The organism is Streptomyces sp. SCSIO 75703, assembly GCF_036607905.1.
In the GTDB taxonomy this organism is placed as follows: domain Bacteria; phylum Actinomycetota; class Actinomycetes; order Streptomycetales; family Streptomycetaceae; genus Streptomyces.
Map to the genome: position 1 here is coordinate 1610706 of NZ_CP144555.1, position 21536 is coordinate 1632241.

Annotated in this window: 22 protein-coding genes; 18 read left to right on the forward strand and 4 right to left on the reverse strand. The window is 70.6% G+C overall.

All coding sequences use genetic code 11. The features are described 5' to 3' along the window. Window positions 1-153: 153 nt before the first annotated feature. Together VM636_RS06810 and VM636_RS06815 are read right to left on the reverse strand one after the other, a co-directional pair. Window positions 154-1335, reverse strand: coding sequence for a helix-turn-helix domain-containing protein (locus VM636_RS06810; RefSeq protein ID WP_338483873.1), 1182 nt, complete (start codon window positions 1333-1335; stop codon window positions 154-156). Window positions 1336-1341: 6 nt separating this feature from the next. Next, window positions 1342-1785 carry an NUDIX hydrolase gene (locus VM636_RS06815; RefSeq protein WP_338483876.1) on the reverse strand — a complete coding sequence of 148 codons (444 nt, stop codon included), beginning with the start codon at window positions 1783-1785 and terminating at the stop codon, window positions 1342-1344. 168 nt (window positions 1786-1953) lie between these two features. Between VM636_RS06815 and VM636_RS06820 the strand changes: the two genes are divergently transcribed. After that, entirely contained in the window at window positions 1954-2727 is a 774-nt protein-coding gene (locus VM636_RS06820) for a TauD/TfdA family dioxygenase (RefSeq protein WP_338483878.1), read from the forward strand. 124 nt (window positions 2728-2851) lie between these two features. Further along, complete coding sequence (locus VM636_RS06825; RefSeq protein WP_338483880.1) at window positions 2852-3493, forward strand: ATP-binding protein; 642 nt, start codon at window positions 2852-2854, stop codon at window positions 3491-3493. A gap of 194 nt (window positions 3494-3687) precedes the next feature. Here VM636_RS06825 and VM636_RS06830 read toward each other — a convergent pair whose 3' ends face one another. Together VM636_RS06830 and VM636_RS06835 are read right to left on the reverse strand one after the other, a co-directional pair. After that, window positions 3688-4170, reverse strand: a complete 483-nt coding sequence (locus tag VM636_RS06830) for an SAM-dependent methyltransferase (protein WP_338483882.1) — start codon at window positions 4168-4170, stop codon at window positions 3688-3690. A 72-nt stretch (window positions 4171-4242) separates the two neighbouring features. Further along, the gene (locus VM636_RS06835; protein WP_338483884.1) at window positions 4243-5631 is read right to left on the reverse strand and encodes a Tat pathway signal protein; all 1389 of its coding nucleotides are present in this window, start codon (window positions 5629-5631) and stop codon (window positions 4243-4245) included. 300 nt (window positions 5632-5931) lie between these two features. Here VM636_RS06835 and VM636_RS06840 point away from each other — a divergent pair, with 300 nt between their 5' ends. The 16 genes from VM636_RS06840 to fxlM all read left to right on the forward strand — a co-directional run bounded on the left by VM636_RS06840 (window position 5932) and on the right by fxlM (window position 21536). Beyond that, complete coding sequence (locus tag VM636_RS06840; RefSeq protein ID WP_338483886.1) at window positions 5932-6306, forward strand: DUF6415 family natural product biosynthesis protein; 375 nt, start codon at window positions 5932-5934, stop codon at window positions 6304-6306. 233 nt (window positions 6307-6539) lie between these two features. Beyond that, window positions 6540-8441, forward strand: a complete 1902-nt coding sequence (locus VM636_RS06845) for a glycoside hydrolase family 15 protein (RefSeq protein ID WP_338483888.1) — start codon at window positions 6540-6542, stop codon at window positions 8439-8441. Between the two features lie 27 nt (window positions 8442-8468). After that, the gene (locus VM636_RS06850) at window positions 8469-9983 is read left to right on the forward strand and encodes an ATP-binding protein (protein ID WP_338483890.1); all 1515 of its coding nucleotides are present in this window, start codon (window positions 8469-8471) and stop codon (window positions 9981-9983) included. Window positions 9984-10051: 68 nt separating this feature from the next. Beyond that, window positions 10052-10564 (forward strand): roadblock/LC7 domain-containing protein, encoded by a 513-nt coding sequence (locus VM636_RS06855; protein WP_338483892.1) that lies wholly within the window; start codon window positions 10052-10054, stop codon window positions 10562-10564. After that, the gene (locus tag VM636_RS06860; RefSeq protein WP_053912452.1) at window positions 10561-10968 is read left to right on the forward strand and encodes a DUF742 domain-containing protein; all 408 of its coding nucleotides are present in this window, start codon (window positions 10561-10563) and stop codon (window positions 10966-10968) included. Before VM636_RS06855 ends, VM636_RS06860 begins: the two co-directional genes overlap by 4 nt. Further along, window positions 10940-11602: an ATP/GTP-binding protein gene (locus tag VM636_RS06865; RefSeq protein WP_338483896.1), complete on the forward strand. Its 663-nt coding sequence runs from the start codon at window positions 10940-10942 to the stop codon at window positions 11600-11602. Before VM636_RS06860 ends, VM636_RS06865 begins: the two co-directional genes overlap by 29 nt. Continuing rightward, on the forward strand, window positions 11602-12243 hold the full coding sequence (locus VM636_RS06870; protein ID WP_053912450.1) for a GAF domain-containing protein: 642 nt from the start codon (window positions 11602-11604) through the stop codon (window positions 12241-12243). The genes VM636_RS06865 and VM636_RS06870 overlap by 1 nt, the downstream gene beginning before the upstream one ends. Window positions 12244-12329: 86 nt before the next feature. Beyond that, window positions 12330-13583 carry an acyl-CoA dehydrogenase gene (locus VM636_RS06875; protein ID WP_053912449.1) on the forward strand — a complete coding sequence of 418 codons (1254 nt, stop codon included), beginning with the start codon at window positions 12330-12332 and terminating at the stop codon, window positions 13581-13583. 137 nt (window positions 13584-13720) lie between these two features. Further along, a complete protein-coding gene (locus VM636_RS06880; RefSeq protein WP_338483901.1) occupies window positions 13721-14194 on the forward strand; it encodes a LuxR C-terminal-related transcriptional regulator in 474 nt (157 codons plus the stop codon). Continuing rightward, window positions 14191-14841: a hypothetical protein gene (locus VM636_RS06885; RefSeq protein WP_338483903.1), complete on the forward strand. Its 651-nt coding sequence runs from the start codon at window positions 14191-14193 to the stop codon at window positions 14839-14841. The genes VM636_RS06880 and VM636_RS06885 overlap by 4 nt, the downstream gene beginning before the upstream one ends. Next, window positions 14838-15413 carry a DUF6624 domain-containing protein gene (locus VM636_RS06890; RefSeq protein WP_338483905.1) on the forward strand — a complete coding sequence of 192 codons (576 nt, stop codon included), beginning with the start codon at window positions 14838-14840 and terminating at the stop codon, window positions 15411-15413. Before VM636_RS06885 ends, VM636_RS06890 begins: the two co-directional genes overlap by 4 nt. Before the next feature lie 67 nt (window positions 15414-15480). Then, window positions 15481-15948 (forward strand): DUF6082 family protein, encoded by a 468-nt coding sequence (locus tag VM636_RS06895; RefSeq protein WP_053912446.1) that lies wholly within the window; start codon window positions 15481-15483, stop codon window positions 15946-15948. Between the two features lie 127 nt (window positions 15949-16075). After that, complete coding sequence (locus VM636_RS06900) at window positions 16076-16261, forward strand: FxLD family lanthipeptide (RefSeq protein ID WP_338483907.1); 186 nt, start codon at window positions 16076-16078, stop codon at window positions 16259-16261. An 89-nt stretch (window positions 16262-16350) separates the two neighbouring features. Then, window positions 16351-18390, forward strand: coding sequence for a lantibiotic dehydratase family protein (locus VM636_RS06905; protein ID WP_338483909.1), 2040 nt, complete (start codon window positions 16351-16353; stop codon window positions 18388-18390). A gap of 11 nt (window positions 18391-18401) precedes the next feature. Beyond that, window positions 18402-19457, forward strand: coding sequence for a lanthionine synthetase C family protein (locus tag VM636_RS06910; protein WP_234340341.1), 1056 nt, complete (start codon window positions 18402-18404; stop codon window positions 19455-19457). A 36-nt stretch (window positions 19458-19493) separates the two neighbouring features. After that, window positions 19494-21536, forward strand: coding sequence for a methyltransferase, FxLD system (gene fxlM, locus VM636_RS06915; protein WP_338483912.1), 2043 nt, complete (start codon window positions 19494-19496; stop codon window positions 21534-21536).

Here is a 21536-nt window from a genome sequence, read left to right on the forward strand (position 1 = left end):
GCCGACGCGGCTCCAGACTCATGGCACTGCACCGGCCGCTCAGCGTCTAACCGCGCTGGTAACAGGCCATTTTGAACCGCCGGCCCAGAAAGGAGGCGCCCGATGGGAACAGGACACCTGGCTGTGCCCCCGTCACATGGCACCTGCCCTCGGCTATGCGGCGATCTCCGTGCGGAGCTGGGCCAGGGCACGGGTGGCAGCCTCATGGATATCGGGGAGCCTGCCAACGGTGGTGCGCTGAACGCGTTGGAGCTGGTGCGGAAGGCGCTGGGCCTGTGCTTCCTGTACAGCCGCGGCCAGGAGCTGAGTAGCACCGTGGCTGTCGCCGGCGAGAAGGCGGACGCGGCCCGTGGTGATGAGTTCGATGACACGCCACTGAGGTGCGACCGCGATGGTCGGGGCAGGCGAGGCCGCCTCGGCATGCCGTATCGCATCGCGGGTGCGGCCGGTGGAGATGAGGCCCCGAAGATGGATCTCGTAGAGAGCAGTGGGGTTGACGAGGCTGGTGTGCTCGACCGTGTCAAGGAGATGGTGGGCCTCACGGACGGCCTGGTCGAACAGCACCGCATTGCCGAGGGCACCGGCGGCACGAGCCAAGAGCGGCAGCACCGCGGCTCGCTGTTCGGTGCCGGGTGCGGTGGCCGCGGCCTGGTTGAGCCGGTCAATGGCCGCGCCAAGCAGGCCGGCCTTGCGCAGCTCGTTTCCGTGCATGCGCAGGGCGGTGGTAGTCAGAGCCTGGTCATCGAAGGCGCGCACAACGTCCAGGCTCTTGGCGGTCCAGTGCGCGGCGGTGGCCAGCCGTTCCTCAGGCAGCACGTTTCCCAGAGCCGTCCCGAGACTCAGCCGGGCGTGCGCAAGGAGCCGGAGGACATTTCGTTCGGTGCTCCCGTCCCGGGCGCGGGCTTCCAAGCGAGCCACGAGCGGCCACAGTTCAGCGACGGCCTCGGCCGCTCGCCCGCACTGGCGGGCGACCTCGGCGAGCCGCACCGTGGAGGTGCCGAACTGGATCATCGCCCGGTGGTCGGTGTCGGCCGGGTCGGTGACGCCCAGGACATGCGCGGGCAGAGCGAGTCGCTCGGCGACGTGACGCAGGCTCCCGACATCGCTCAGATGCCGTTTGCCCAGTTCCAGGGCCGAGATGTAGGTCTTGTCGTAGCCCAGGAGCTCACCAGTCTCCATCTGGCTGGTGCCGTGGACGTGCCGGTAGTACTTCAGGATCGAAGCCAGGTCGCGCGTAGCGAGGACAGCCTGAGCCTCCGGCGTCGCCCAGCGCCAGGAGACCAGCCGCGCCGAGCGGCGCGTGGCCGACCCGGAAACAGAAGTGAAGACGTCCATGACGGGTCACCTTCCGGGGTGGTCGTACCAGGCCGCGATCGACTGCTTGTACCCATCGGGCATGGTCAGGCCATCGACCTCGTGCCGGTTGAAGAGCCCGATCTCCTTGTGCTCGTGGCTCAGGACCGGCATACGTTCGGGGGACAGGACCGCGCAGCCGTAGGTGACGATCAGGACCCGGCGGTCGGGAATCGGCTCGTAGATCCAGGTCCCGCCGTCGAGCAGAGGCCCGGCCTTCACCATCCAGCCGCTCTCCTCCGCCACCTCGCGCTCCAGCGCCGCACCGGGACTCACGTCGGCTGGCGCCGACCCATTACCTGCGGGACCGATCTCCAGCCGACCGCCCGGCAGTTCCCACTCGCCGCGCTCGTTGTGCAGCAGCAACACGCGTTCGCGGGCATCAAGGGCAACACCCTTGACGGACACTGGCCACAACGACGGCTTGTACATGGGCTGTCCCTGAGACGTGAGGGCGGGCAGGTCCTTCGGAACGTAGCACCCGTCTGCAAGACGGAGCCGGGCTTGCCGCCTTTGTCCGGATCGACAGTTTGTCGCTTTACGCCGCCCGCCGTTCGTCCGGACGCTGGACGTCCAGCCCGATTTCAGAGGAGCACGTCGATGAAGACCCGATCGCTCACCCTGTTCGAGGCACACGCCGCGCCCCTCATCAGCGGTTTCGACCGAACCACCACCGTGATGGAACTCCTGCGGACTCGGGGAATCGCCACCGTCGACGGTCTGAACACCCGGGCCGCAGTTCTCGCCTTCGCCCGGCAGGTGATGACGCTGGTGCCGCACCCGGACAGCGACTCGGATCGGTTGACCACCATTCGTGACAGAGGCGCCGCCTCCCGCCGCCCCGGGCTAGCGGGGCTGGGCACTGGAGAACTCCTCGCGCACACCGAGCGCTCCAGCCTCCCCCGTCCGCCTCGCCTGATGCTCCTGGTCTGCCAGCAGCCCGCCGCCTCTGGTGGGGACGTGCTCCTGACCGACGGCCGCGCCCTGCACGCCCTCCTCCTGGAACACGCGCCCCGGGCCCTGGAGATGCTGGCCCTGCCTGGTACCGCCTACTACGGCGACGGCGGCGGACACCCCTCTCAGATCTTCACCCGTCACCGAGGCAAGCGGGTCTCCATCCGCCTGCGCCAGGATGCCCTCGCCGCGTTCAGCCCTCTCCTCACCCCGCACCTGCCCCACCTCCGCACGGCGATCGAAGCGCTCCAACAACGCATCACTCTCGACGTCGGCCAGGGCTACCTGATCGACAACAGCCGCTGGCTCCACGCCCGCACCGGCTTCTACGGCGACCGCGTGTGTCTGCGCGCCCTGGGCGACCCCCGCACCCCGATACCCCCGGGCTTCCCGTTCCAGACCCACTGCCCCGCGCCGTGACGAACGGGCCCGCCGACACCTAGCGGCCGAACGCTGCCGCGGAGCGACCCGTACGACACGGTCTCGCCGCAGGCACAGTCCCCGGCCGCCTTGATCAGTCCAAAACCGCCCGGAGGAAGGCAACGTGGCTTTCGACGTCGCATTAGCTCACCCGGCGCCGATAGGGAAACGCCTTCAAGCACAGATGGTGACCGTATTTGTCCCTTGTCGGGACCGAGAAGGGGAGCTGATGAACGTGCATTCCTCCGACGCCGCTCTTCAGCGGCCGGACGAAGTCCTTGACGTGGCGGTTCAGAGTCTCGTTGGTCCCCATCCCAGTGCCCCGGTCGAAACCGTGCCGATCTCGGATCGGAGGCGTGCCTTCGAAATTGTGGCGGTGTACCCGGCGGAGGTGGCAGCGATCTCGCGGGGCCGGCGCGAGCTTCACGAGTTGATGGTGCTGACGGGACTGGCGGCCATCGCGGACGCTGTTGCTCTGGGAGCCCATGAGCTGATGGCAAATGCAGTGATTCACGGGTGCCGCCATCAGGCGGCGAAGGCGTTCACGGTGAAGGTCACCCACTCCAGCGGACGTCTCCGGGTCGAAGTGCAGGACCCCTCCGGCAGACGGCCGTTCCAGAGCCCACCGAGCGACGAGCGTGAGGGAGGCCGGGGCCTGCTCCTGGTCGACGCGTTGGCCACCTGCTGGGGAGTCCATCCTGGTCCGGGCGGGGGCAAGACGGTCTGGATGGAGCTGGACGTCCCCGGTGATGGGACTACGTCGTGAACCTCCGCAGCCGCGGCGCTCGCACAGCCGCCTGGTCCGTTCTGTCGGTACCGGCCGGAGGCTTTGATCGAAGCCATGTCCTGAGAGTGGAGTGTCAGCGAGACCAGCCGACTACTTGGTGCACCCCTCTCATCTCTGCGGGCGGGGCCCTCATGAGCGCTGCTGCGAGCGACAAATCGCCACGGCAGGCCGACTTATGGGCGCTCCGAGGCGTCCAGCCAGTAGGTGGCAAGCATCTCGGCTGGCCAGGCTGGCTGATGAACCGGGCCTCGGGGCCCCATCTGTGCGAAGTACGGCGCTATGTCGAGGACGGGAGTGCCGTCAACAGCATCCAGGTCGGTGACGACGAGGTCCCGGCCGTCCGCCTTGAGCAGTCGCGGGTAACTGATCGCCAGTTGGTTGGGGCGCCGGTGGTTGCGGTGGACGAACGTGCCGGTCGCCGGCCAGATCGGGTTTCCCCGTGGGCTCCGCGCGTGGAGCTGCACGTCTTCGGGACGCGCCAAGTGGAAGCGCCAGGTCACCGTGAGGTGGGAGAACTTCTCGATGCCCTGCAGCGTTTCGAGCGGGAAGGCGTCGTTCAGTCGGATGATCGATTCGACCCCGCCTTGGTAGTCGTCCTGGACGCGGGTGTGGCCCCCGACGACCGTTGCGATCGATTCGACCTCGTACGTTGCCATCGGCGCTCGTTCCTCTCTCCTGGAGTCGCGTGTTCAGCAGCCGCCAGCTGCAGCCGCGGATCTTCCGTGTGGTCAGCCTATGGCGCGCAGCATTTCCCGTGCCCGGCGGTCCAGTTCGGCCACGTGGCGGCCTCCGCGTTGCCGGACGGGCGACAGGTCGCTCTGCATGCGGACGATGACGTCGCGAGCGCGGCCGGACTGGACGCCGACCATGGCATCGAGGGCTTGTCCCCAGGTACTGCACGCCTCGTCGAGACGTCCTTGCTGGACCTGGACGGCGCCCAGGTAGCCGAGTGTCACGCTGTGGGTGCGGGCGTACTGCTGCCGGCGGCGGGTGCGGACGCTGCGCTGGAAATGGATCTCCGCCTCGACGGGGTTGCCCAGGTCGCGCAGGGCGCAGGCAGTTTCGTGGGCGAGAGAGGCTTCCTGGAAGAAGCCGACGCGGTCGGGGGCGTCCTCGTCGTCGGCGCGGGCGAGGTCCCGCTCTGCTCGGCTGATGGCCGCGAGGGTGCCGGGCCTGGCGCCGTCGGCGGCCAGGGCACGGGCGTGGACGATGGAGAGCAGGGCCTTCTCGCGCGAGCTGGCCTGGCCGTAGTGAGTGCGGGCCATGGAGGCATCGGCCAGGTCGAGGGCCCTTCGTGGGTGTCCGAGGTCGACTGCCTGGTGGGCGAGGGCGCGCAGGATGTGGCCGCCCAGCGGTCCGTCGCCGGCTTCGGCCGCTATGCGGGCGGCGAGGGTGAGGTAGCGCTGGGCGGTGCGGTGCTCCGAGGCGTCGAACGCCATCCAGCCGGCGATGTAGGTCATCTCTGCCACGGCCGAGTACGTGTCCCGTCGGTGCCGTTCCGTTCGAAACCTGCTGCCCAGCAGGGGCACCGCTTCGTCGCGAAGGTGACCGGCCAGAGCCGAGCGCCCAGAGGCTCCACCACGCTGCTGGTCCCGTGCGGAGTAGAAGGCTGTCAGGTTGCGGACGTCATCGATGTCGGCCTGGGTCACCAGCCGTGGGGAGACTGCTGGGCGCGATGCTGCAGCGGCTGGGGCGGTTGTCCACCACGAACTCGCGGGCAGAGTGAGGCCGGCGGCCGAGTACGCGGCGGTCGCCAGCAGCTTGCGTCGGTGCATGTCCAGGTCGTCGCTTCCCAGCTCGGCCAGCACGGTCAGAGGGTCGACGCTCCAGTCGGAACTGCTGTCGGGCGAGCCTGTCGGCCCGTCTTCCAGCCCGAGGTCAGCGAGGGTGAGGGGGCGACTGAGCCTGCGGGACAGCGTCTCACGCAGGATATGAGGCGCTCGCCCGCTGGGCTTGGTGCCCTGGACCCACATGGCGATGTGCGAGCGCGAGATGGCCTCCAATTCGCGAGCACCGCTCTCCGCGGCGACACGAGTGACCGCGGCGGCTGCTTGGGGCTGGGACCAGCCCGCTTCGCGCAGGAGTGCGGCGAGGGCGACGTTTCGCTCACGGGCCATGGGCTGCCCCTCGGGTCCGAAATGATCTTTGACGCCTTTGACGGCCTTGCGGGCCGCACAGGCATACCCCCCAGCGGGGATTCGCGGTTCGCTCAACGTAGCGGCCGGATCACTCACCATGCACGCCGACCGACTGTGGTGCACGGCGTCTCTCACTCAATTTGGCTTGATTCACATAGGAGTTGTGTCATGCGTCTCTCGCTGGCCCCTCGCCGGGCGTTCTGCCAGCGCAGTGGTCAGGGCCGGAGTCTCGGTGATCCAGGTGCCGGGCGTGACCAAGCGGTGTCCGCGACGGAGACGGTGACGCTCGTGCTGGGCGAGGACTCCCCGGTGCCCGAGACCGCCGCCGATGTGGAGGACCTCGTCCTGCGGCTGCGAGGGCACGTCAACCAGCTCGGAACCCTGATGCCTTCGCAGGAGCCGGCCTTGCTCCGTGCGCAGCAACTCTGCTCGGTCGGGCTCCCGGAGGGCTATCTGCCCAGCCGGGTGCACCTCGTCAGACTCGCCGAGGCCACGCAGGAACTCATCGCGAAGATCCGGCTGGACCACGTCGGAGCGAGTCGACCGGCACGGAGGTTGACTCGATGGACGCCGCAGATCAACGTGCTGCGTGGTGCGATCTTCGCCGTCGCCCTCACCTGCCTGGTGTGGGCCGCTTCGGTGCCCCGGACATGACCCTACCGGAGCGCTCCTCATCGGACTGATCCTCGTCGCGATGGCGTGGCTGGTGTGCCAAGGCACTCGTGCGACTGGCCTCGATCCCGCAGACAGGGCCTCTACACCACCTCCGAGCGAGCCTGCGTCCCCGCGCTGAGCGCTGACTCCTTGACTCCCGGCCTGTCCCCGGCCGCTTCGGCGGCCCCGATAACACCCCCAGACCAGCGGGGCTTAACGGAGATCCACACACGATGAAACGCCTTCCGCGTATCGAGCAGTACGGCCTGATCGGCGACACGCAGACCAGCGCCCACGTCTGCGACGACGGCACGATCGACTGGCTGTGCCTGCCCCGCTTCGACTCACCGGCCGTGTTTGCCGGTCTGCTCGGCACACAGAAGCACGGCACCTGGCAGATCGCCCCGGCCTCGTCCGCAGGCTGGTCCGGCTCCGGAAGAGTGGCTGAGCGCCGGTACCGCGGTGACTCGCTCGTTCTCGAATCACTGTGGCGTACCCCGACTGGTTCGGTCCGGGTCCTGGATTTCATGCCGCCGCGCGACGGGGCCCCGCAGGTGATCCGGATCGCTGAGGGCCTGACTGGCGAAGTGGAGATGGTCTCGGCCATGCGTCCTCGGCCGGGGTACGGCAGCGTCAGCCCGTGGATCCACGAGGTCGGTGGGCGCATGGTCGCGGAGGCCGGCGCGGACGCTCTGTGGCTCGACACCTGCGTCCCGCAGGTGGAGAAGGACGGCGTCGTCGTCAGCGCCTTCACCATCGCCGCCGACCAGAGTGTGGCGTTCGTGCTCAGCTGGTGCCCGTCGCATGCAGCCGCCCCTGACATTGCTGCCCCTGAGACCGCCCTCGCCGAGACGCTCGCTTTCTGGCAGGACTGGACGCAGGAGTGCACCTACGACGGGCCCTATCACGAGGCCGTGGTCCGGTCCTCGATCACGCTGAAGGCCATGACCTACGGGCCGAGCGGCGGGATCGTCGCGGCGCCGACCACGTCGCTTCCCGAGGAGATCGGCGGCGACCGGAACTGGGACTACCGCTTCACCTGGCTACGCGACGCCGCCACGACGCTTGCCGCGCTGCTGGGGACCGGATACCGGCAGGAGGCACAGGCATGGCGGCGCTGGCTGTTGCGGGCCGTGGCCGGCGACCCGGAGAACCTGCAGATCATGTACGGGATCACCGGGGAGCGTGATCTGCGGGAGCGGGAGCTTCCCTGGCTTCCCGGGTACGAGGGATCGACTCCGGTCCGGGTCGGGAACGGGGCTGCGGACCAGCTGCAGTTGGATGTGTACGGCGAGGTGATCGACACCCTGTACCTCGCGCACCAGAGCGGAGTCGCCCACTGCGCCGACACCGCGGTCCTGCACCAGCGGCTCATCGAGCACCTGGTCCAGCGCTGGCGGGAGCCCGACGAGGGAATCTGGGAGATCCGCGGGGCCCGCCGGCACTTCGTTCATTCCAAGGTGATGGCCTGGGTGGCGGTCGACCGCACCATCCGCCTGGCCGAGGCCGGCGCGCTCGACATGGACGTGGCCCCGCTGGTCGAGCTGCGGGCGACGATCCACCGGGAGGTCTGTGACAAGGGCTTCGACCCGGTGCGCAATACCTTCACCCAGTCCTACGGCTCGCAGGAGCTGGACGCTGCCACGCTGCTCATCCCCCGCACCGGCTTTCTGCCGCCCGACGACCCGCGCGTCATCGGCACCGTGGATGCGGTCCGTCGTGAACTCTCTACGGAAGACGGGCTCGTGTACCGGTACCCGACCTGCGGTGAGGACGTCGGGGTGGACGGCTTGACCGGCGACGAGGGCGCCTTCTTCCTGTGCAACTTCTGGCTCGTCGACGGCCTCGCCCTGACCGGCCGCCCCGACGAGGCCCGTGCCTTGTTCGAACGCCTCCTGGCTCTGCGCAACGACCTCGGGCTCCTGGCGGAGGAGTACGACCCCGTCCAGCAGCGCCAACTCGGCAACTTCCCGCAGGCGTTCAGCCACATGGGCCTGATCCAAAGCGCCCTGCTCCTTCAACAGATGGCGACGCAGTCCTCCCCCCGCCACGCCGCGCTCGCGGTTCCAGCACCCCGCTCAACCTCCCGCAGCACGCGCCAGCCCACCGCAGACCTGACGCCGCAGCACGCATAGCCACCCCACCCCCTGACGAGGATTCCCATGCCTGACAGCGCCTTCCCGGCACGGCCGGCCGCGACCGGCCACCGCAGACGGCTGCCCCCGGTCGACGCGAACACGCTGTACCTCGCCCGTCGCGCCGTGGCACTGCCCCTGGCACTCCTAGCCGCGCTGCTGCTCGCCGCCTTCGCTCTCCGGTCGGGGTCCGTCGTAGGCCCCGGCTGGGTCCTGGCCGGCCTGGTCTGCGGACTGGCGGCGATCGTCGCGGTGGCGGCACACGGAACACGCACCGTCGCCAGTGCCGTGCAGTCGTCAGTGGAGGAGTCCCAGGCAGCAGCGCTGACAACGGTCACAGGGGCAGCGGCAGCCGTTGAGAAGTCGGTGCAGTGGTCGGCGGACGAGCTGTGCCGCGGAAAACGTCCAGCGTTGCCGGACCCGCACACCGCGCAGTCGCCCACTGCGAACGCCGGGATCGACAACGCGCTGAGTGCCCTCCAGGCGCAGGCCATCATGTCGCTGATCCGCGTGCACGACGAGTCCCAGTCCGTGGTCCTCCTCGAAGTGCTTCGCCGCCTGGCCATGCGCGAGCACGCCCTGGTCAGCAAGGCACTCCAGGCACTGAGCCAGCTGGAGATGCTGACCGACGACCCGGAACTGCTGGCCAAGATCTTCGAGATCGATCACCTCGTGACGCGGATGCGCCGCCAGGTCGAGAGCACGGCGGTCCTGGGCGGACAGTCCCTGCGCAGCGTGCGCCGGCCCGTTCCCGTCACGACGGCCCTGCGTGGCGCTGTCTCCGAGGTCGTGCAGTATCCGCGGGTGGCCGTCGCGGCCGGATCCGTGGGCGCCGAGCTGGGGTTGCCCGGCCATGTGGGGCCGGACCTGACGCACCTGCTGGCCGAGCTGATCGAGAACGCCTGCGAGTGCTCGGATCCAGAGACGCGGGTGATGGTGCGCGCGCAGCGGGTGCCACACGGGCTGGCCATCGAGGTCGAGGACCGCGCCATCCCCATGCACCCGCAGACGCGGGCACAGATGAACCACCTGCTCAAAGCCCCGGACGAGGTCGACGTCAGCGGCCAGGTCCGGGCTGGACAGCTCGGCCTGCTGGTCGCCGCGAAGATCGCCCAGTCACACGGGTTGTCCGTCCTCCTGCAGGAGAACGCGACGGGAGGCACCACCGCCCTGGTCGTCATACCGGCACGGCTCCTGGTAGCCATTCCATCGGTCGAGGACGCGGGTGCGCCGCAGCCCGAGGAAGCTCGCATGTCCGGGCAGCAGCCGCATCAGGTGGCCGCGGCTCCTGCCGCCCCAGGGGTGGGGCAGGTCGCAAGCCCCGGCGCCGCTGGGGCATCGACCTCGGCGGGTCATTCGGCCGACGCGCCCGCTCTTCCCACGCGCACGCGTCGGTCGGAACCTTTCCGTCCGCCACAGGAGCGGGAGCAAGCCCCCGTGTCCGCGGCGACGCCCGGGTTGGCAGCCGCCTTCCGCAGCGGCCTCCAGGCCGGCGGCACCGCCAGTCCCCCTCCCGCCTCGACAGAAGACCCCACCCCCTGACCCGCTTCTTCCGCGTTCCCGGCGGCCCAGTACACCCACTGGCCCTTCCCCCTTCTGGAGCGATCCCCATGAGCACCCACCCCGCGATGAACAACGTGACCGACGGCACGCCCGCATCCGCGACGACAAGCGGACAGCGGGACAGCATGGCCTGGCTGCTGCGTCAGTTCGCCTCCGAGACGCCGGGCGTCACGCACGCCGTCCTGCTCTCGCGCGACGGACTGCGGCTGCTGGACAGCGACGTCGACAAGGACTGGGCGGACGAACTGTCGGCCGCCTTCAGCGGGGTCGCCTCCCTCGCGGCGAACATCACCGGCCCCAGCCACAAGAAGAGGCCGGCCCGGCAGGTCATCATCGAGCGAGACGACTGCCTGTTCTTCGTCCAGAGCGCCGGGCGCAGCGCGGCCTTCGACAACCACCCCGGGGCCGAACGCGGTGAGGTGGACACGATCCTCGCCGTCATCGCCACCAGGGACGCCGACGTGGGCACCGTCGGCTTCGAGATGGGGCGCCTGGTCCAGAAGTTCGCCCCGTACATGCTGATCCCCGTCCGCGTTGGCACGGGCGGAGAGGTCCGGTGACCACGTACGGCCGCGCGGCCGAGGAGTCGGCGTTCGTGCGGACCTACGCCGTGACGCGCGGGCGTACCAAGCCGCGGCACCTGCTCGGTCTGGAAACCGTGCTGGAGGCCGGGCAGGGACGGCCCGGCCCGGCGCAGGCCGAGGAGTGCGAGGAGATTCTCGCCCTGTGCCGGGAGCGCCGGCGGTCGGTGGTCGAGCTGGCGGGCCGCCTCGGCCGGCCCGTGACCGCCGTCAAAGTGCTCGTCTCCGACCTCCTGGACGCCGACGCCCTCGTCGTCCCCCTGACCCAGTCCTCTGCCGATACCGGCGCAGGGTCCGGTCCGTCTATCCAAATGCTGGCAGCCGTTTCCGCCGGCTTGAAGAGGAAGTGGCCTGATGCCGTCGCCTATCCCCAGGCCGGATGACCCGACCACGGTTTCGCCGCACTCGCAGGCCGGTGCGCCGACCGTACTGAAGATCGTGATCGCCGGCGGTTTCGGCGCGGGCAAGACCACCGCCGTGGGCGCCGTCAGCGAGATCACGCCGCTGAGTACGGAGGAGTACCTGACCGAGGCGAGCGCAGACGTCGACAGTCTGGCGGGCATCGAAGCGAAGACCACCACCACGGTCGCCTTCGACTTCGGCCGACTGAGCCTGCCCGACGCGCCGATGCCTCTGGAGCTGTTCCTGTTCGGCACGCCGGGCCAGGACCGGTTCGTCGATCTCTGGTACGACCTCTCCCGCGGCGCCGTCGGCGCGGTCGTCCTAGTCGACACCCGCCGCTTGGAGAGCAGCTTCACGCCCGTCAGCTTCTTCGAAGACATCGGCCTGCCCTTCGTCGTCGCGGTGAACCAGTTCGACGGCGCACACCGCTACCACCCCGAGCAGGTCCGGGCCGCTCTCGAACTCCCCGCCGCCGTGCCGGTGGTCACCTGCGACGCCCGCGAGCCGAATCACGTCGCCGGTGTTCTGCTGGCCCTCGTCGACCACGCCGTGAACAGCGCCGCCACCACCAATCGCGCTGGGCACACCCCTTCTACCACCCTCCAGGACGCCTGATGTCACAGCACCCCAGCGACCCCTACCGCACGCCGCAGACTGCCCCGCCCGCCCGGTCCTTGCCTCGGCGCGACATGCGGGACCCCAACTGTGGCCCGTTCACCCCGCCCGCCACCGCCCTCACCAGCCAGCGACCTCAGCAGTCGCTGGAACTGGCTCAGCGTTACGAGCTACTCAACCGCCTGGGCGTGCCCCCGGTGGCCAACGAGGACTTCGACGACCTGACCCGCAACATGGCTGAACAGGCCGGGTTCTTGTACGGGTTCGTCAACCTGTTCCTGGAGGAGCAGACTTTCGTCGGGCTGCACCAGCCGCCGGCGGACAGCGGGTTCGTGATCGTCGGCCGCACCATGAGCCGGGACCACGGCTGGTGCCCGGAGGTCATGGCCCGCAAGAAGGCCCTCCCGCTGCACGACGTGCACGCGTCCCCGCGCTTCAGCGGCAACGCGGTGGTCGACGCCGTCGGAATCCGCTCCTACTTCGGCGCTCCGTTGATCCACGACAGCGGCACGGTGCTGGGCACGGTGTGTGTGATCGACCCCGAGAAGCGGCCCCTGGCTGAGGCACGTCGTCTGCGGGACATCGTCATCAACGCCAGTGCACAGGTGATGGACCACATCGCCCGCGCCCCCGTCCGCTAGGCCGTTCCACAACTTCCCACCCGGGAGCCGTAGGCGTTCCCCGGCCGCTCCACGCGTTGCGACCTTCATCCAGGGAGAGGGAGACCATGTCCGCCACACCCACCACGCCGCCACCGGCGCTGCGTCCCTACCTCACCGCCCGCCACGATCTGCTGTGGCAGGAGGCGGACGCCTTCGCGGCCGAGCACGTCGCGCCGCGCGCCGCGCGGATGGAGGCCGCTCCGCGGAGGGTGGAGCGCAAGGTCGCCGACCTGATGGCCGCCCGGCGGTGGTTCGCCGTCACCGTCCCGGCGGTCTTCGGCGGGCTGGGCGCCGGACACGTGGCCAGGACCGTCTTGGTCCACCGCATCGCGCGGGTCTCGGCGGCTGCCGCGGCCATCCTCCAGGCCACCCTCATCCCCGTGGGCGCCCTGCTGCACTTCGCCACCTACGAGCAGAAGGGCCACTGGCTTCCCCGGGTCGCGGACGGGTCCGTGCTGCTGTCGATCGCCGTGACCGAACCGCTCGCCGGCGGACACATCGGCGGCATCGAAACCACCGCCGAACACATCGGCAACCAATGGGTGATCACCGGCAGCAAGATCCATATCGGCAACAGCCACCTCGCCGGAGCCCACCTCGTCGTCGCCCGCACCGCCGAGCCGGGAGTAAGCACCTCACAGGCGCTGACCGCGTTCATGGTCGAAGCCGACCGCCCCGGACTTTCCGTCTCCGACCACCGTGCCGGGCTCGGTCTGCATGGCTTCTCCGCCGGCCGCCTCGACCTCGGCCACGTCCGCGTCCCCGAGGACAACGTGGTCGGCGAGGTCGGCCAGGGCCTGGCCGTGGCCCAGAGCAGCAGCATCCTCTACGGCCGCCCCAACCTGGCCGCCGTCAGCCTCGGCATCCACGAAGCCGTCGTGGACACCACCACCAGCCGGCTCAAGACCCGCCCCCGCTACCAGGGCGCCCTGTCCGACCTGCCGGTCCTGCGGGACCGCGTCGGCGGCATGGAAGCCCGCCTGCGCGCCGCCCGGATACTCGCCTACCAGGCCGTGCACCTCCTCGACCAGGGCCTGCCCTGCGACGCCGACCTGATCAACTCGAAATACCTCGGCCACCAGTGGGCCGTCCAGTCCGCCCAGGACGCCATGGAACTGCACGGCGCCAACGCCCTCGATGGCGACTACATCGTCCAGCGCCTGTGGCGCGACATCCAGCACACCTACCCACCGGCCGGAACCGGCGAAGTCCAGCGCATACGCCTGGCCGACGCCGCCTTCGCAGAGGACCACATCCAGTGGTCCGAACGCCTCGCCGCCGAAGCCGCCTGGGCACGACCCGACCCGACCGCCGCATGAGCCCCCGTGCGCGGCACCCCGTGACTCCCCACCGCCGCGCACGGGCCCGTGCCGCCGGCCCCCGTCCCCCGCGGGGACCGGCGGCACCCCTCCCAGTGACCATCCACTCAGCCGAGAGAGACACCGTGACCCCGCCCGTGACGACCAGCGCACCGATCACGCCCCTGACGCCGACCCTGCAGCGCGTCGCCCAGCACCTCGCGAACGGCCTCACGGCCAAGGAGATTGCGGCAGAGACCAGCCTGTCGGCCGTGACCGTCCGCCAGTACATGCGCGACATCCGTGAGAGCCTGCACTGCCCGCCCCGCTGCAAGCCCCCGGTGATCGTGCACCGCCTGTTCACCACCCAGCAGGTGGCCTCACCCACGGCGGACCGGCCAGCGCCATCCCTCACCCCGGAGCAGCGGCTGCTGCTCCGAGCCGTCGCCGAGCACAGCGACCCCCGTGACATCGCCGTCGCCGCCAAGCTCGCCCCCGCCGACCAGCGCGCCGCACTCGACCAACTCCTCGCCGACACGGGCGCGCGGGACACCACCCACCTGGTGGTCCTTGCCCACGGCTGGAAGCTGCTGCCGACCGACCCGGCGGCGCGGAGCGGAGCGAGCCAGTGAGAAGGCCCCCCACCCCCCTGGCCAACGAGGAGGCTCCGGCTTCCACCTCGTTCGCAGCGAAGTACCCGGGCGCCGTGTACGCGGTGCGCAGGTTACGTACGGAAGCCGAGCGCGAGGAAGCCGCTGCTCTCGTGCAGGACCGGCAGCGCTGGCTCACCCTGCGCGGTCTCCCCGTGCCCGCCCAAGCCGACGTGCCGGCCCTGTTCCGCGACCCGCACACGACGTCGGCCGGTCTGTTCGAGGACGGAAAGCTGCTCGCCTGCATGGTCCCCGCGCGCGACCCCGGCCTCAGCTGGGGCGAAGGCCCCTGCCTCCGTCTGGGACGCGTCCACACCCTGCCCGAGCAGCCCGACGACATCACCCGGCTGATCACCCTGTGGGCCTCCGACTTCGCCGCCCGGCAGAGCCTCCCGCTCGTACGGGCCGAAATCCTGGCGCGCCACACCCTGCAAGCCGAACCCATCGCCGCCCTGCTGCGTCGGCTCACGGACATGGGCTGGGACGTGCGGGGTTCCGGTCCGGGACGGGAGGGGGACCGGGTCGCCCGCCTCGAACTGGCCGCCGAGCACCGCCCCCGACTCAGCACACTAATCAGCTGCCAAACCCAAGCTCCCCGTCTTGCCGCGGAAGAAGGGAGCAGCACGTGACAACCGAAAAGCCGCAGCGGCCCGACATCGCCCGCGAGCTGATCGCCCGCGCCACGGAATCGGCCGCGCACCGGGCCACACGCGTGCGCAACCAGCTCGACGGCGTCCAACTCGGCCGTGGTCGGCACACCGACTACGCCAACACCAGGTTTCTGCGCCGCGTCTTGGGCGAATACGAGTGGCCCGGCCACCGCCTCGTCGGCCCTGCTGCTGCCCGAGCCACCTGGAGCATCGCCCTGCACAGCGACCACGATCTCGTCTTCCAGCGCGCCGCCACCATCCTGCTCGGGCGTGCGGTCGAGGCCGGTGACGCGCTCGTCCACCACTGGGCACACCTGCACGACCGCACCCTCATCAACACCGGCCAAGACCAGGAGTACGGCACCCAGCTCCTGCTGAGCGCCGACGGGATCGAGCTGTGCCCGCTGCGTGCGCCGGAGTCCGTCGACGCACGCAGGTCAACCGTGGGCCTGCCGCCGCTTGCCATTGCCCTCAAGGCGGTGCGCCGCCGCTACACGCCGGACCACTCTGCCGATAAAACCCCGACCGTCGTCCTCGCGGGGGCCGCGTGAACACGGGCCTCCAGGTTCCAGTCGGCCTGCCGGCCGCAACCCCGCCCTGCGAAAGGATCGTTGACCGATGAAGCTCACCACCGCCGTCCTGACTGCTGGTGCGGCCGTCTCCCTCACCACCGCCGTGGTCGGAGCCGCCCGGCTCAGGCAGGACGCGCGGCACCAGGCCGAGCGCAACGAGACGGTTCTCGCCCGCAACCAGCTCGACTGGTTGGCCCAGATGTCCACCAACCCTGACCTCGCCAAGCTCTGGACGCCCGAGGACATGGACGTCGAGGAGTACATGCAGTTGCTGAAGGCCAATCAGCTCATCTGCATGCTCAGCCTGCGCAACCGCCTCGGTTTCGTGCGCGCCGGACATCTGCCGTGGTACGCCGCGAAGCTGATGGAGAGCAACGTCTGCCAACGTTACTGGAAGCGGTTCGGCGGCCTCCGAGCCGAGGAGGCCGAGGGCGATGAGCAGGCCGAGCACTTCACCCGGGTGCTGGACCAAGCCGCCAAGAATCCCCCGCGGGCACAGGCCGCTACGGCCTGACGGCACCACACCGACTCCCCGGCGCGCGACCACGCAGGCGCCTTCGCCGCCCGTCGCCGTCTGGTGGCAGACCCCGGGGTCCGACCGGGCCTCGGCATCCCGCACCACCCACTCCTAGGAGGCATGCATGACCGCCATCCAGGCCGAGAGGCCGACCGCTCCCGCGCAGGCGAACCTCGCGAAGACCGATGACGACCCGTTCCAGCTCGACATCACCTTCATCGAGGGCACGCCGGCGACCGAGACGGTCCTGATGTGCAGCACGGGTGACACCTGCGGCAGCTCCTGCCCCAGCGCCTGCACCACCTCGTAAGCCGGGACGCCCCGGCAACGAGGGCCGGACGGGGGCTCTCCCCGTCCGGCCCGCCCAGCCCGCCACGCCAGAAGATGAGGAGAGCCCTGATGACACGGCGACGGCCCACTCTGTACGAGGACACGGGGCAGGCCATGCTGCGCGCCGCGGTGCACACGACCGAGCCCGCCATGCCGCCCTGGCCGTCATCCACGGCGCCCGTGGAAGAGTGGCGCGCGTGGCTGCGCACGGTGTGGTCCGACACCGACTTCCGCCAGACCGTGACGCAGGCGAGCCCTCACCTCGCCGACCAGCTGCAGGGCATCATCGACGGCCGCACACCGAAGGCGCGCCGGATGCGCCGGGCGGCGCTGGCCACCGCCCGCTACGCCATCCGCTACGCCCGCCGCTCCACCCCCTTCGGCCTGTTCGCCGGCGTCGCGCCGCTCGGCTTCGGCCAGGCCGCGTCCGTCCGCGTCGGCGACGAGCACCAGGTCGTGGCTCGCCCCGAGCCGGACAGCCTCGAGAAAATGCTCAGCGCCTGGGAGAGCGACGCGGCGTGCATGGCCGACGCCGAGGTCTGCGTCAACACCCTGATCCGGCAGCGCGACCAGCACATCCACGTACCGTCCGAGGGCGACGCCGAGTACCGCCTGGCTCTGAGCCCCGCACTGCGTCTCGTACTCGACCTGGCCCGATCACCCGTCGCGTACCGCCAGTTGACAGAGAAGCTGGCTGCGGAGTTCCCCGCCGTGGACGGCACCGCGCGTGACCGGCTGCTCGGTGAACTGCTGAGGGTGCGGCTGTTGCGCTCGTCGCTGCGTGCGCCCGCCACCGTCGCCGATCCCACCGACGTCTTACCGCCTGCGGCGCGCGCTCAGGCAGCCGGCCTGCGGGCCGCGTGCGACCTGCGGCTGGACGCCGAGGTGCGGCTGCCCGAGCAGGTGCTGACCGAAGTGGAGACCGCGGCGACCGTCCTGGCCCGCCTGGTCACCCATCCGAACGGGACACTGACCTGGCGTCGGTGGATCAAGCAGTTCTCCGAGTGCTACGGCGAGAACACTGCGGTGCCGGTGGACGTGGCCACGGACCCCGACCGGGGCGTGGGCTTCCCGGCCGGGTTCGTCACAGCGAGCGAACCCCCTCGGCCGATGTCCCGGCGGGACCGCCTGCTGCTGGAGCTGGCCGGCACCGCCGCCGCCGAAGGCAGCCGCACCGTCACGGTGACCGGGGCGATGATCGAGGAACTGGAAGCAGCGGCCGGCGGCAAGCCTCGCGACGCGGCGCCCCACCTCGAACTGGCCGCACAGGTCCACGCCACCTCCGTCCCTGCCTTGAACCGGGGTGACTTCCGGCTTCGTGTGCTGACCGTCTCTCGCTCAGCCGGGTCGATGACCGGTCGGTTCTGGTACCTCTTCCCCGGCATCGAGACGGCGTACGCGCATCTGCCCACCGTCGATCCGGAGGTGGAACTCGCGCAGCTCTCCTTCCACGCCGGACGGGTGGCGGCCGACCTGCTCACCCGCGCGCCCCAGGCCCTGCCCCGGATCGTGAGCGTCGGCGAATTCCGCCGCCCCGCCCCGCACGTCCTCTTCCCCCGCGACCTCGCGGTCACCGTCACCGACGGCCGCCCCCAGCTGGTGGAATCCGCGACGGGCAAGCCGCTGGAGCTACTGGCCCCCACCGCCATCAACTTTCTGTGGAACAACTACACCCCGCCGATGGCCCGCTTCCTCGGTGAGATCAGCAGGGCCACTTCCTCGCAGGTGACCTGGTTCGACTGGGGCGCCGCCTGGACCCTGCCCTTCACCCCGGCCCTCACCTACCGGCGCACTATCCTCACCACCGCTCGGTGGAAGATCCGCAGCCGCACGCTGCCCGCCCGCACCGCACCACTCCAGCAGTGGGCAGACCAACTCCACGCCTGGCGTGCCCGGTTCCGGATGCCGGAGCGGGTCCTGCTCGCCGAGGACGACCAGCATCTGCCCCTCGACCTCGCTCGCGACATCGACCTGGACCTCCTGCGCGCGCACCTGGACGCCAGCCCCTTCGGCATCGCCACCCTGCACGACGCGCCCCCGCCGGACGCCGACGGGTGGATCGGCGGCCGGGCCCACAGCATCGTCGTCCCCCTGGCCAGGCGCTCATGACCTCGACGACCGTGCCTCGCACGCAGGACCTGTCCGAGGGCGCCCTGGGGATGGCCCTGCTCGACATCGAGCGCCGCGACCTATCGACCGCCCGCCGCCACCTCACCCAAGCCACCGCCCGAGGAGTGAGCACCGGCAGCAACGCCAGCCTCTTCCACGGCGCGCCCGCCCTAGAGTTCGTCCTGGCTCGCGCCCACGGAGCCGACGACAACGTCCGCACGGCCGTCGACCGCGTCGTGGACGCCCGGCTCGCCGCCGCCCACCGCCGCCAGGCGGCTGGCGCGCTGCCCCACCTCGCCGAATGGGACCTCATCCGCGGCCTGAGCGGACTCGCCGCCCTCCTGCTCTCCCGCCAACCGCCCGCGCCCCGGCTGCCCGACGTGCTCACCTGCCTCGTCGCGCTCGCCCACCCCACCCCCGGTGACGGCCGGACACTGCCCGGGTGGTGGTCGCCTGTCGGCCCGGACGGGGAGGAGATGGCCGGCGGGCACGGCAACAACGGCATGGCCCACGGCATCGCCGGGCCCCTTGCCGTGCTCTCCCTCGCACTGCGCGACGGCATCAGCGTCCCCGGTCAGGAGGAAGCCGTCGACACCTTCGCGACCTGGCTCGACCGGCACGGCGACCACTACTGGTCCACCACAGCCCACCTGGACGCCGACCAGCCGCCCGCGCCTGAGCCGACCCGCCAGTCCTGGTGCTACGGCCAGCCCGGCATCGCCCGCGCCCAGCAGCTCGCCGCGCTCGCCCTCGGCGACCCCGCCCGCCGCCAGGCGGCCGAGACCACCGTGGAGACCATCCTGACCGACCCGCTGCACCTCGCCCGCATCACCGACTCCACTCTCTGCCACGGCTGGGCCGGGCTGCTGACGCTCACCCGCGCGGTCGCCGCCGACAGCCCCGCACCCGACCGCTTCACCCCGATCATCCAAGACCTGCACCGACGGCTGGCCACCAGCTGGGAACTCCTGCCCAAACCCGGGTTCATGGAAGGCCGAGCAGGCGCCCAACTCGCCCTGCAAGCCCCCGATGCCACCGGCTGGAGCCGCGCCCTCCTGCTCACCTGACCCCGAACCTGCCGACGTGCAAGGAGTTGCCTCCCCATGACCTTCGACGACGAGAACCTGCCGACCCCTCCGGCCACGTCCTGGTGGCACGCATCCGTGGCCTTCACCGATCCGCACGTGGACGCTGCTCGCGCCCTGGCATCAGCGCTAGCCAAACACCGCTTTCACTTCCTGCGCAAGGACGCCGGCGTGCGCCTGCGCACCGAACAGCCCGTCGCCGACTTGCTGGACCAGCTCGTCGCCGACGGAGTGATCACCGGCTGGGTGGGCGGGATCTACGAGCCGGAGACACACGCCTTCGGCGGCCCCGAGGGCATGGAGGTTGCGCACGGCGTGTTCTGCGCCGACAGCCCGGCCGCGCTCGCCGAGACCGGCACCCCCGGCGCCCGCGAGTGCAGCGTGATGCTGCTGTCCGCCATGATCCGCGAGGCCGGGCTGGACCCGTTCGAAGCCGGAGACGTCTACGCCCAGTGGGCCGCCCTGCGGCCCCCCGTCGCCCCGCCCCAGGGCCCCGCGCTGGAGAAGGCCGTATCGGCGATGCGGCGGCTGATGAACGCGGACGCCGCCCTACGCCCCGACGCGGAAGCCGGCTGGGTCGAGCGCGTCGCCGCGTTCGAGGACGCCGGGCGTCGGCTGCGCCGGCTCGCCGCCGACGGCCGACTGATACGCGGAATCCGGGGCGTCATCGCCCATCACGCGATCTTCGCGTTCAACCGCGCAGGCGTTCCTGCCGACGTGCAGGCCGCCACCGCGTGGCTCGGCCGTCACGTCGCCTTCTCCACCGGAGATGGCGACGTGTCCACCCGCACGTCCGCCTCGGCGGACCCTAGCCTCCCCCGAATGGAGACCACCGTGACACCCGTAACTGACCCTATCCAGCTGCGCGAAGCCCTCGCCCAGCGGCTCGTCGACAGCGGCCACCTGCGCAGCCAGGCGGCCATCGACGCCTTCCGCACCACCGACCGGCACGCCTTCCTGCCCGGCGTCGACCTGGAGAGCGCGTACAAGGAGGACGCGGTCCCGATCAAGCACGACGAACACGGGGAGATGATCTCCTGCATCTCCGCGCCGTCCATCGTCGCCACCCAGCTCGAACAGCTCGGCGCCCAGCCCGGCCACAAGGTCCTGGAGGCCGGAGCCGCCACCGGCTACAACGCCGCCCTCCTCGGCAAGATCGTCTCCCCCGGCGGGCAGGTGTGGACGCTCGACGTCGACCAGGACCTCGTCGCCGGCGCGAGCCGGCACCTCGCCGAGGCGGGCGTCGACAACGCCACCGCGGTCATGGCCGACGGCGCGGCCGGACTGCCCGAACATGCCCCCTACGACCGGATCATCTTCACCGTCGGCGCCGGCGATGTCCCCGTGAAGATCCTCGACCAGCTCGCCCCCGGCGGGCGCCTGGTCCTGCCGATGCGCATCCGGGGCAGCATCTCCCGCTCCTTCGCCTTCGAACGCGACGGCGACACGTGGAAGACCGTCTCCTGCGAGATGGCCACCTTCATCCCGCTGCGCAAAGGCGTCTGCGACGACGTCTACACCCTCGTGCCGATGGCCGGAGACGGCAACGTGCGCCTGGAGACATTCAGCGAACAGGACATCGACCGCGACGCCCTGCGTACCGTCCTCGACCAGCAGCAGACCAAGCTCTACACCGGGGTGAAGTTCCGGCAGGGCTCGGCCTGGGAGTGGCTGTACCTGTACATGGCCTGCGTGCTGCCCAACGGCCTGTCCCGCCTGCCGGGCCAGCGCCCCGGCTTCAGCCCGCACTTCGGGTGGGGCTCCATGGCCGCCCTCGACGGCGGGTCGCTCGCGTACCTGACCATCCGGGAGGGCGAGGACGCGCAGGGCCGGTACTGGGAGGTCGGCGTGATCGGCCACGGCGAGGGCGGCGCCGGCCTCGCCGAGCGCGTGGTGAGCGAGATCCGCGCCTGGGACGCGACCGGCGGCAACGACGCCCCCGAACCGGGCTTCCGGATGGCTGTTGCGGACTCGCGCGACCGGCTGACGGCGGACGACCCACGCTTCGTCGTCGACAAGCCGTACAGCCGACTGGTCGTCGACTGGGCGCGCAAGGGCTGA

Coding starts and splice junctions, on each gene's coding strand:
- VM636_RS06810 (WP_338483873.1), bottom strand. CDS start 1,335: ATGGACGTCTTCACTTCTGTTTCCGGGTCGGCCACGCGCCGCTCGGCG.
- VM636_RS06815 (WP_338483876.1), bottom strand. CDS start 1,785: ATGTACAAGCCGTCGTTGTGGCCAGTGTCCGTCAAGGGTGTTGCCCTT.
- VM636_RS06820 (WP_338483878.1), top strand. CDS start 1,954: ATGAAGACCCGATCGCTCACCCTGTTCGAGGCACACGCCGCGCCCCTC.
- VM636_RS06830 (WP_338483882.1), bottom strand. CDS start 4,170: ATGGCAACGTACGAGGTCGAATCGATCGCAACGGTCGTCGGGGGCCAC.
- VM636_RS06835 (WP_338483884.1), bottom strand. CDS start 5,631: ATGGCCCGTGAGCGAAACGTCGCCCTCGCCGCACTCCTGCGCGAAGCG.
- VM636_RS06845 (WP_338483888.1), top strand. CDS start 6,540: ATGAAACGCCTTCCGCGTATCGAGCAGTACGGCCTGATCGGCGACACG.
- VM636_RS06850 (WP_338483890.1), top strand. CDS start 8,469: ATGCCTGACAGCGCCTTCCCGGCACGGCCGGCCGCGACCGGCCACCGC.
- VM636_RS06855 (WP_338483892.1), top strand. CDS start 10,052: ATGAGCACCCACCCCGCGATGAACAACGTGACCGACGGCACGCCCGCA.
- VM636_RS06865 (WP_338483896.1), top strand. CDS start 10,940: ATGCCGTCGCCTATCCCCAGGCCGGATGACCCGACCACGGTTTCGCCG.
- VM636_RS06870 (WP_053912450.1), top strand. CDS start 11,602: ATGTCACAGCACCCCAGCGACCCCTACCGCACGCCGCAGACTGCCCCG.
- VM636_RS06875 (WP_053912449.1), top strand. CDS start 12,330: ATGTCCGCCACACCCACCACGCCGCCACCGGCGCTGCGTCCCTACCTC.
- VM636_RS06895 (WP_053912446.1), top strand. CDS start 15,481: ATGAAGCTCACCACCGCCGTCCTGACTGCTGGTGCGGCCGTCTCCCTC.
- VM636_RS06900 (WP_338483907.1), top strand. CDS start 16,076: ATGACCGCCATCCAGGCCGAGAGGCCGACCGCTCCCGCGCAGGCGAAC.
- VM636_RS06905 (WP_338483909.1), top strand. CDS start 16,351: ATGACACGGCGACGGCCCACTCTGTACGAGGACACGGGGCAGGCCATG.
- fxlM (WP_338483912.1), top strand. CDS start 19,494: ATGACCTTCGACGACGAGAACCTGCCGACCCCTCCGGCCACGTCCTGG.